We start from the raw sequence: 9,831 nt of genomic DNA on the forward strand, positions 1-9,831 counted from the left end.
ACGGTCGAGCCGCCGTCGAGCTGCTCGACGGCGGCTCGACCGTGCCCTTCATCGCGCGCTACCGCAAGGAAGCGACCGAAATGCTCGACGACGCGCAGCTGCGCACCCTCGAGGAGCGGCTGCGCTATCTGCGGGAGCTGGAGGAGCGGCGGGCCGCGATCCTGGAATCGGTCAAGTCCCAGGGCAAGCTGGATGAGGCCCTGAAGGCCCAGATCCTGGCCGCGGACTCCAAGGCCCGGCTGGAGGACATCTACCTGCCCTTCAAGCCCAAGCGCCGTACGAAGGCGCAGATCGCGCGGGAGGCCGGGCTCGAGCCGCTGGCCGAGGGGCTGCTCGACGACCAGTCCGTGGAGCCGCTGGCCGCCGCGGCCGCCTTCGTCGACGCGGAGAAGGGGGTCGCGGACCCCGCCGCCGCGCTGGAGGGCGCGCGGGCCATCCTCACCGAGCGGTTCAGCGAGGACGCGGACCTCATCGGCGAGCTGCGCGAGCGGATGTGGACGCGCGGGCGGGTGGCCACCAAGGTGCGGGAGGGCAAGGAGGAGGCGGGCGCGAAGTTCGCCGACTACTTCGACTTCGCCGAGCCGTTCACGGAGCTGCCCTCCCACCGGGTGCTGGCGATGTTCCGCGGCGAGAAGGAGGAGATCCTCGATCTCGCCCTGGAGCCGGAGGAGCCCTCCGAGGAGGCGGGCCCCACCTCGTACGAGCGCAGCATCGCGCACCGCTTCGGCGTCGCCGACCGGGGCCGCCCGGCCGACAAGTGGCTGGCCGACACGGTGCGCTGGGCCTGGCGCACCCGGGTCCTGGTGCACCTCGGCATCGACCTGCGGCTGCGGCTGCGGCAAGCCGCCGAGGACGAGGCGGTGCGCGTCTTCGCCGCCAATCTTCGCGATCTCCTCCTGGCCGCCCCGGCCGGCACCCGAGCCACGATGGGCCTGGACCCCGGATTCCGTACGGGGGTGAAGGTGGCCGTGGTCGACGCGACCGGCAAGGTGGCCGCGACCGACACGATCTATCCGCACGTCCCGCAGAACAAGTGGGACGAGTCGCTTGCCAAGCTGGCGCGGCTGGCGCGCGAGCACGACGTCGAGCTGATCGCGATCGGCAACGGCACGGCGTCCCGCGAGACCGACAAGCTCGCGGGCGAGCTGTGCGGAAAGCACCCCGAGCTGAAGCTCACCAAGGTGATGGTCTCCGAGGCCGGTGCCTCGGTGTACTCCGCCTCGGCCTTCGCCTCCCAGGAGCTGCCGGAGCTGGACGTCTCGCTGCGCGGTGCGGTGTCCATCGCGCGGCGGCTGCAGGACCCGCTCGCCGAGCTGGTCAAGATCGACCCCAAATCGATCGGTGTCGGCCAGTACCAGCACGACCTGTCCGAGGTGAAGCTCTCCCGCTCGCTGGACGCGGTCGTCGAGGACTGTGTGAACGGCGTCGGGGTCGATGTCAACACCGCCTCCGCCCCGCTGCTCAGCCGGGTCTCGGGCATCGGCGGCGGGCTCGCGGAGAACATCGTGGCCCACCGCGACGCGAATGGCCCGTTCCGCGGCCGCAAGGCGCTCAAGGATGTGGCCCGGCTCGGCCCCAAGGCGTATGAGCAGTGCGCGGGCTTCCTGCGGATCCGCGGCGGCGACGACCCGCTGGACGCCTCCAGCGTGCACCCGGAGGCGTATCCGGTGGTGCGGTCCATGGCCTCCTCGGCGGGTGACGACGTGACCTCGCTGATCGGCAACACGGCCGTGCTGCGCAAGCTCAGGCCGGAGCAGTTCGTGGACGACACCTTCGGTCTGCCCACGGTCACCGACATCCTCAAGGAGCTGGAGAAGCCCGGCCGCGACCCGCGGCCCGCGTTCAAGACCGCGACCTTCAAGGAGGGCGTGGAGAAGATCGGCGACCTGGCCGCCGGGATGATCCTGGAAGGCGTCGTCACCAATGTGGCCGCGTTCGGCGCGTTCGTCGACATCGGTGTGCACCAGGACGGTCTGGTGCACGTCTCCGCGATGTCCAAGACGTTCGTCAAGGATCCGCGCGATGTGGTCAAGCCCGGGGACATCGTGCGGGTGAAGGTCCTGGACGTTGACATCCCACGCAAGCGGATCTCGCTGACGCTGCGGCTGGACGACGAGGCGGGCGCGGGGTCGGGCGGCGGCCGGGACCGCAACCGGGACCGCTCCGCCCAGGACACCCGCGGCCGCCGCGGCGCCCCTCAGCAGCGCCAGGGCGGCGGCGGCCGAGGGCAGCGTGGCGGAGGATCCGGCGGCCGCGACGCGGCCCCGGCCAACGGGGCGATGGCGGACGCGCTGCGGCGTGCGGGGCTGCTGGACCCCAAGAAGCGGTAGCGCCTCCCGGAGGAGGTTTGCGATGACGGCCCTGTGCCGCCGCGCCCTGGGCGTGGCGGCACAGGGCCGGTCCGTCAGAGTTCGGTGACTCGGCCGTCCGCGACCTGGAGGCGGCGGGTGGTGTGCACCGCGTCGAGCATCCGGCGGTCGTGGGTGACCAGCAGGAGCGTGCCGGTGTAGGAGGCCAGCGCGGACTCCAGTTGCTCAATGGCGGGCAGGTCCAGGTGGTTGGTGGGCTCGTCCAGGACGAGCAGGTTGACGCCGCGGGCCTGGAGCAGGGCGAGCGCCGCGCGGGTGCGTTCCCCCGGGGACAGGGTGGCCGCGGGCCTCAGCACATGGTCGGCCTTGAGGCCGAACTTGGCCAGCAGCGTGCGCACCTCCGCCGCCGGCAGCTCGGGCACCGCCGCACCGAAGGCGTCCAGCAGCGATTCGCCACCGAAGAACAGGGCGCGCGCCTGGTCGATCTCGCCGACCACCACGCCAGGACCGAGCGCCGCCGCGCCCGCGTCCAGCGGGAGGCGGCCGAGGAGCGCGGCCAACAGCGTGGACTTGCCCGAGCCGTTCGCTCCGGTGACCGCGACCCGGTCCGCCCAGTCGATCTGCAGGTCGACGGGGCCGAAGTGGAACTCACCGCGCCGCACCTGCGCGCCGCGCAGGGTCGCCACCACCGCGCCCGAGCGCGGCGCGGCGGCGATCTCCATCCGCAGCTCCCACTCCTTGCGCGGCTCCTCGACCACGTCGAGCCGCTCGATCATCCGGTCGGTCTGGCGCGCCTTGGCGGCCTGCTTCTCGGTGGACTCGACCCGGGCGTTCCGCCCGAGCTTGTCGCCGTCGGTGGCCTTGCGGCGGGCGTTCTTGACGCCCTTCTCCATCCAGGCGCGCTGGGTGCGGGCCCGGGCCTCCAGGCCGGCGCGGGTGTCCGCGTACTCCTCGTAGCGCTCGCGGGCGTGGCGGCGGGCGGTCTCGCGCTCCTCCAGATAGGCGGCGTAGCCACCGCCGTAGACGTTCACCTGCTGCTGGGCGAGGTCGAGTTCGAGGACCTTGTCGACCGTACGGGCAAGGAACTCACGGTCGTGGCTGACCAGCACCGTGCCGGCGCGCAGCCCCTGGACGAAGCTCTCCAGGCGGCGCAGCCCGTCCAGGTCCAGGTCGTTGGTCGGCTCGTCCAGCAGGAATACGTCATAGCGGCTGAGCAGCAGCGAAGCGAGCCCGGCGCGTGCCGCCTGGCCGCCCGACAGGGCGGTCATCGGCCGGTCGAGAGAGATGTCCAGCCCCAGTGAGGCCGCGACCTCGTCGGCGCGCTCGTCCAGGTCGGCGGCGCCGAGCCCGAGCCAGCGCTCCAGCGCGGTGGCATACGTGTCGTCGGCGCCGGGCGCACCGTCGACCAGCGCCTGGGTGGCGGCGTCCAGCGCGGCCTGGGCGGCTGCCACGCCCGTACGCCGGGCCAGGAAGTCCCGTACGGTCTCGGCCGGGCGCCGCTCGGGCTCCTGCGGCAGATGGCCCACGGTGGCATGCGGCGGGCTGAGCCGCACGGCCCCGTGCTCGGGGTCGGTCAGCCCGGCCAGCAGCCGCAGCAGCGTGGACTTCCCGGCGCCGTTGGCGCCGACGAGACCGATCACCTCGCCGGGCGCCACAACCAGGTCGAGGCCGGAGAACAGAGTGCGGTCGCCGTGGCCCGCGGCGAGGTCCTTGGCGACAAGAGTGGCAGTCATCAGAGCGCCGATCCTAACCGGAGCGGTGCGCTCGCTGTCGCACGGTTTTCCGGATGCCAGTCAGCAGCCCACCGGGGCCACCAGGACGGTGCTGGAGGTGCGGGCGACCACGAAGGCGTCCCCCCGTACGACCCGCGCGTCCAGGGGGATGCGATGGATGCCCGGCTCCAGCCGGCCGTCGAACAGATCGTGGGTGCGGGGGCGGCCGAGCCGGTCGAGGCGGTGGGCGACGAGCCGCACCCCGCACCGGGCGACGACCTCCAGCACCGCCTCGCCGCCCTCGGCCCTGAGCCCGGCCAGCCGCCGCTGCTCCTGGGGGGAGCGGTCCAGGGCCTGTTCGATCCGGGCGACGAGGAGGGGGACGATCGGGGTCGACTCGGCCACGAAGACCGCGTCGGAGCCCGCCGCCGCGAACGCGTCGCGCACGGCGGCGCGCTCCTCGGGGCCGACCGTCCGGCCGAAGGCCACGACGCCGTATCCGCGCAGCTCGTCGGCGTGGGCGGCCGCCGCGTCCCGGGAGATCTCGGCGCCGATGCCGATGGTGCGCAGCGCCGCGGCGAGCTTGGCGAGGAAGGCGGCGCGCTGCCCCACGAGCAGCACCCGGCGCCCCGCCGGGGCTTCCAGCGCGAGCAGCCGCTCCAGCTCGGCGCGGTACTGCCCACCGTGGAAGCGGTACGGACCGAGGTCGGGGTAGATGTCCGGGGTGTCGTCGGTCTGCCAGGCGAAGTCGCGCCAGACGACGTCCGGTCCGTCGCGCTCGATGACCGCCGTGACCACACCGCACTCCAGGCCGACGCATTCGGGGCAGCCGTAGAGGACGCGGCGGCCTGCGGGCAGCGGCGCCTCGGTCTCCAGCAGCAGACCGCGCACCTGGGCGGTGAAGATGGTGGGGCCGAGGTCGGCGGCGAGCGGTGAGACCGCGTCGAGGTCGGCCAGGCGCGACAGCAGCGGTCTGCCGTCGACGATGAAGTCCAGGAAATCGCGGTGTATCTGGTACGCGCCCTTGGACAGCACGCCGCCGGCGCGCATCGCCGGCGCGAGGCCGAAAGTCGCGTACTGGGAGGTCATGGCCCAAGTATTCCCATATCGGGGCACTGTCATCGCGCAGCACGCTCCGGCGATACCGCACCTCAGGGGCGTAACCTCCGGGCATGACGAGCGATGCGATAGTCGTCGGTGCCGGGGTCATCGGCCTGACAAGTGCCATCGTGCTGGCGGAGAGCGGCCGGCGGGTAGCGGTGTGGAGCCGGGACCCGATCGGGGACACCACCTCGGCGGTGGCGGGCGGGCTGTGGTGGCCGTACCGCGTCGAGCCGGAGGAGAAGGTGGGCGCCTGGTCCGTGCGTACGCTCGGCGTACTCGCCGAACTGGCCGCCCGGCCCGGGGAGACCGGCGTCCGGATGGTCGACGGGACGCTGGCGGGCACCGGCCTCGGGGACCTCGGCCCCTGGGCCGCCGAGGTGCCGGGGCTGCGCCCGGCGCGCCGCGAGGAGCTGCCGGAGGGCTGGGGCCACGGCCTGCGGGCGCGGGTCCCGGTGGTCGACATGCCGACTTATCTCGGGTATCTACGGCGGCGGCTGGAGGCGGCGGGCGGCACCGTCGAGCAGCGCGCCGTGGCCACGTTGGCCGAGGCCGCGCGGGAGGCGCCGCTCATCGTCAACTGCACCGGCCTCGGCGCCCGCGATCTGGTGCCGGACGCCGAGGTGCGCCCGGTGCAGGGCCAGTTGGTGCTGGTGGAGAACCCGGGCGTCGACGAGTGGTTCGTGGCCGCCGACCCCGGTTCGGCGGACACGCTGTACGTACTGCCCCAGCCGTACGGGGTGATCCTCGGCGGCACCGCCCGGGAGGACGTCTGGGATCTGGCGCCCGACCCGGCGACGGCCGAGGCCATCGTGGCCCGCTGTGCCCGCGTCCATCCGCCGCTGGCGGACGCGCGCGTCATCGGGCACCGGGTGGGGCTGCGCCCGGCCCGGTCGCGGGTGCGGCTGGAGGCGGACACCGCGGCGGGCGGCGTCGGATTTCCCTGGCTCCTGCACAACTACGGACACGGCGGGGCGGGCATCACCGTCGCCTGGGGCTGTGCGGAGGAAGCGGCCGAACTGGTCAGCAGCTGTTGACCGGCTGCCCCTCGGTCAGGTGATAGGTGGCGCGGCCGTCGAGGAGCAGCGGCACCAGCGCGCGCAGCGACTGGCGCAGCGGTACGAAGGCGCCGTCCGCGCCGCCCTGCCAGGGCCGCACCGTGACGCCGTGCAGCGCGAGCTCGTCCTTCACCTGCGCGTACTGTCCGGCGTCGAGCAGATAGCCGCACGGCGGGTCGGCGAGGGTTTCCTCCGGGCCCGCCGGGTCGTTGTCGCCGCCGCCGAGGTAGACCGGGCCGCGGTCGGCGTAGCCGGTCAGCCGGGCGCGGGTGGTCGCGGCCTCGATGCGTCCGCGCCGCTCGCCGGTGAAGGCGAAGGCGCCGTCGAGCGCAGCGAGTTGGGAGCCCACCCGGCGCCGGTTGTTGACCGCGGGGTCGGCCTTCTCGGCGTCGGTGAGCGGGTCGACGCGCGTCTCGACGAGCAGGCCGACGGAGTGCTTGACCCCTGCGGTGTTGCGCAGGATCCGCTCCTGGCCGTCGCCCGCGACCTGTTTGACGGGATCGCCGGTCTCCGGGTCGGTCCAGATGCCGTAGACGCCGGTGCCGAAGCCCGCCTGCTCGGCGTGCGGCCGGACGTAGGAGTCGGAGAGCGTACGCGCCTCCTGGTGCACGGGGTCCGCGGTGTTGAGGTTGCGCGGCCACAGCGCCAGCAGGTCCTTCATGTAGTACGGGACGGTGGCGCCGTACTCGTGGAGGTCGTAGACGGTGTCGGGCCGCCAGTCGCGGAGGACGGCGGCCGTCGCGCGGGACTCCGCGGTCTTGAGGGCGATGTGATCGCGGTTGATGTCGACGCCCTCGGAGTTCTCCCGGGTGTCGGCGGCGCGGCCGTCGGGGTTGGCGGTCGGGATCACGAGGACGTTGGTGCGCTCCAGGAAGCGCTTGGTCCGCGCGTCCTTGGCGTAGGCGAGGTCGCGGACGGTGGACAGGCAGGCCTCGCGGCCGGACGGCTCGTCGCCGTGCTGAGAGCAGATGAGCAGCAGCGTATTGGCGTTCGCGGTACGGGTCGGGGCAGCGGGTGCGCCGATCCGCACCAGGCGCAGCGGGCGGCCCTGCGCGGTGGTGCCGATGCGGTCGACGGCGACGCGCGCGCTCGCGGCGTCGACCGCGGCGAGGAAGCGTTCCTCCTCCGGCTCGGTGGTCCAGCGCGCGCCGTTGCCGGCCTCGAAGCCGGTGCGGGGCTCGGAGGTTCCGGCGTGGGCGGGCGCGGCGAGGAACGACGTGGTCAGCAGCGCGACGGCGCCGACCGCCGCGGCGCGGATCAGGGGGATGCGGGAGATCGCGGGTGTCACGGAGTGGGGTCTCCTTGGGTGAGGTCTCATTACGGGAGTGGTCTCGTTATCTCGTTACGGGGGGGGCAGCCGTATCAGGGCTGTACTACGGCAGCCGGGACTTGCGGCGCGGCTCGGGGACGCCCTTCCGCGGGGCGGCGTCGGGCGAGGCGGTGGCGGCGTCGGCCGGGGCGCCCGCGGTGGCCCGGGCGAGCGCCGGGGCGCCGCCGGTCAGGGGCAGCCGGGCCTGGGTGCGGGCCAGGTCGACCGTGACCGTGGGCTTGGTGTCCACCGGTTCGATCAGGCCCGCGTCCGTACCGGCGACGATGAGGGCCAGCCGGTGGCCCGCGGGGACGATGTGGTCCGTGGCGGCGAGGTCGAGGGTGATGGTGTAGGGCTTGCCGGGGGTCAGCGGGCGGCCCTTCCCGTCGTCCGCCCAGTGGCCGAGGTCGGCCCAGCCGCGGCTGAGGACGGTGTAGCCGACACTCGCCGTGTCCGCCTCGGTCCGCTTGAAGCAGCCGCTGTCGCCCGCCGTGCCGCTGCCCCAGCAGGTACGGTCGGCGAGGGTGCGGATGCCCTCGGCGTCGCCGGTGTAGTTGCGGATGGTGTCCGGGCCGAGGTCCACCACGACCGCGGACAGATGCGCGGAGGAGGTGGAGGGGGTCGCGGTGACCGTGACCGTACCGGAGCCCGCGAGCCGCAGGTCCTTCGTCAGTGGCGCGGTGGCGAATCCGGCCTTGGCGGCCGTCGGCTGGTCGATCCGGGCGGCCCAGTCGGCTTCGCTCAGCCTCGGGTCGTCGGTGAACGTCTCGGTGGCGCCGGGTTCGGCCGGTTCGGTGCCGAGGACGCCGACGCCTGGGGTCTGTCCGGAGCGCGGCCGCAGCGTGGTCGGGCGGGTGCCGGCGGGCGGCCAGGAGCGGTCGGTGGCCCAGCGGTCGGGGGCGCGTTCGACATCGGCCATGGGCTCGCGCTCGATGCCGTTGTCGATGCCGAGCAGGTAGTGGTCGAACCAGCGGTGCAGGGTGCTCACCCACTCCGCGCGGCGGAAGTCGAAGGGGTCGACGTGCCCGGTCTGCGAGAGCCAGATCTTCCGCTCCACGCCGGCGTCGGCGAGCGCGTTCCACCACTGACCGAGGTGTTTGGTGCGGACGTTGAGGTCCTGCATCCCGTGGACGGCGAAGACGCTGGCCCGCACCTTGCCCGCGCCGGGGACGTAGTCGCGCCCGGTCCACAGGTCGGTCCAGTCGCCGTTGCGCGGGGCGCCGTCGATGAGCTCCTGCTGTACGGCGGCACAGCGCGCGTGCGCGTCGTCGCTCTCGACGCCGTCCGACAGGCCGTCGGGGCCGCTGTCGAAGAGCGGGGCGCCCTTGGCGAAGTAGTAGTCGTACCACGAGGAGATGGCGCTGATCGGCACGATGGTCTTCAGGCCCTTGACGCCGGTGGCCGCGACGCCGTTGGCGACGGTCCCGTCGTAGCTCTTTCCGATCATGCCGGTGGCGCCGTTGGACCAGTCGGCCGTGACGGTCGCGGTGCCGGTGCGGGTGGTGTAGCCGGTGGCGCGGCCGTTCAGCCAGTCGACGACGGCCTTGGCGGACTGGATGTCGGAGCGGCCGCCGATGTCCACACAGCCGTCGGAGCGGTTGGTCCCGGCGAGGTCGACCAGGACGGTGGCGTAGCCGCGCGGCACGAAGTAGTTGTCGTAGAAGAGCGGGAAGAGGACGGGCTTGCCGGCCGCGTCATAGGTCTTCCGCTGGCTCTCGTTGCCGCGTCCGCAGCAGGAGTAGTACGGGCTCGCATCCATGATCACGGGGATTCGGCGGCCCTGCTGGGCGGGTTCGCCGGGGCGCACGATGTCGACGGCGACCCGGTCGGTTCTGCCGTCCGAGTCGCCGTCAAGTCCGGTGTCCACCCATACGGATTCGCGGATCGCCTTGTCGTATGAGTAGATCGGTCTGCTTTCCCGCTCGGCGGCCTGGGCCGCCGTTGTGCCGAGAGGAGGTATGAATGTCGCTGCGAGGACCGCCAGGGCGGCGGCCGCTATTGGTCGGAGCACGATCCGTGTTCTCGCGCGGCGGGGCTTCCGCATACATAGCAGCACGGGCGGACCGTAGCGCGAGTCAACTCCCGCGCAGAAGAGGGCACTCCGATGTCGGTGGGGCCGAGGTAGCCGCTGATGTCGACCGGATGTCGATCGTGTGTCGCGTGGGGTGATGGACAGGAGGGGTCCTCGGCGAGTACCTAGGGTCTGCAGTGATCGTTCTCCCCGACGAGTTGGAGGACCCGTGCGTCACAGACTCACCGTCCCGAGCGCGGCCGCCGCGTTCCTGCTGCTGGCGGTTCCGGCCTCGGCGGCCGAAGCCACCCCGGGCGCGCCCGGCATCGGG

6 protein-coding genes are annotated in these 9,831 nt (G+C 73.1%); 2 read left to right on the top strand and 4 right to left on the bottom strand.

Going from position 1 to position 9,831, the window contains the following annotated elements:
* Window positions 1-2,330 (top strand): Tex family protein (locus CCN51_RS45955; protein WP_107426248.1); only part of this gene is annotated, 2,330 nt, incomplete at its 5' end.
* Between the two features lie 74 nt (window positions 2,331-2,404).
* On the opposite strand, the gene CCN51_RS45960 is transcribed toward CCN51_RS45955, so the two are convergent.
* A complete protein-coding gene (locus tag CCN51_RS45960) occupies window positions 2,405-4,042 on the bottom strand; it encodes an ABC-F family ATP-binding cassette domain-containing protein (protein ID WP_014175230.1) in 1,638 nt (545 codons plus the stop codon).
* A gap of 60 nt (window positions 4,043-4,102) precedes the next feature.
* Complete coding sequence (locus tag CCN51_RS45965) at window positions 4,103-5,110, bottom strand: oxidoreductase (protein WP_086860916.1); 1,008 nt, start codon at window positions 5,108-5,110, stop codon at window positions 4,103-4,105.
* An 83-nt stretch (window positions 5,111-5,193) separates the two neighbouring features.
* Here CCN51_RS45965 and CCN51_RS45970 point away from each other — a divergent pair, with 83 nt between their 5' ends.
* Complete coding sequence (locus CCN51_RS45970; protein WP_014175232.1) at window positions 5,194-6,159, top strand: FAD-dependent oxidoreductase; 966 nt, start codon at window positions 5,194-5,196, stop codon at window positions 6,157-6,159.
* Here CCN51_RS45970 and CCN51_RS45975 read toward each other — a convergent pair.
* Together CCN51_RS45975 and CCN51_RS45980 are read right to left on the bottom strand one after the other, a co-directional pair.
* Window positions 6,146-7,498 carry a M14 family metallopeptidase gene (locus CCN51_RS45975; RefSeq protein WP_055413896.1) on the bottom strand — a complete coding sequence of 451 codons (1,353 nt, stop codon included), beginning with the start codon at window positions 7,496-7,498 and terminating at the stop codon, window positions 6,146-6,148. The two genes, CCN51_RS45970 and CCN51_RS45975, sit on opposite strands and share 14 nt — an antisense overlap.
* A gap of 55 nt (window positions 7,499-7,553) precedes the next feature.
* Window positions 7,554-9,533: a Xaa-Pro dipeptidyl-peptidase gene (locus CCN51_RS45980; protein ID WP_043486475.1), complete on the bottom strand. Its 1,980-nt coding sequence runs from the start codon at window positions 9,531-9,533 to the stop codon at window positions 7,554-7,556.
* Window positions 9,534-9,831 lie beyond the last annotated feature (298 nt).

It is taken from the genome of Streptomyces milbemycinicus (assembly GCF_002154605.1).
Classification (GTDB): Bacteria; Actinomycetota; Actinomycetes; order Streptomycetales; family Streptomycetaceae; genus Streptomyces; species Streptomyces milbemycinicus.

What these genes read in the sequence shown, in the direction of transcription:
- CCN51_RS45960 (WP_014175230.1), bottom strand. Translation starts at nt 4,042, where the DNA reads ATGACTGCCACTCTTGTCGCCAAGGACCTCGCCGCGGGCCACGGCGAC.
- CCN51_RS45965 (WP_086860916.1), bottom strand. Translation starts at nt 5,110, where the DNA reads ATGACCTCCCAGTACGCGACTTTCGGCCTCGCGCCGGCGATGCGCGCC.
- CCN51_RS45970 (WP_014175232.1), top strand. Translation starts at nt 5,194, where the DNA reads ATGACGAGCGATGCGATAGTCGTCGGTGCCGGGGTCATCGGCCTGACA.
- CCN51_RS45975 (WP_055413896.1), bottom strand. Translation starts at nt 7,498, where the DNA reads ATGAGACCTCACCCAAGGAGACCCCACTCCGTGACACCCGCGATCTCC.
- CCN51_RS45980 (WP_043486475.1), bottom strand. Translation starts at nt 9,533, where the DNA reads ATGCGGAAGCCCCGCCGCGCGAGAACACGGATCGTGCTCCGACCAATA.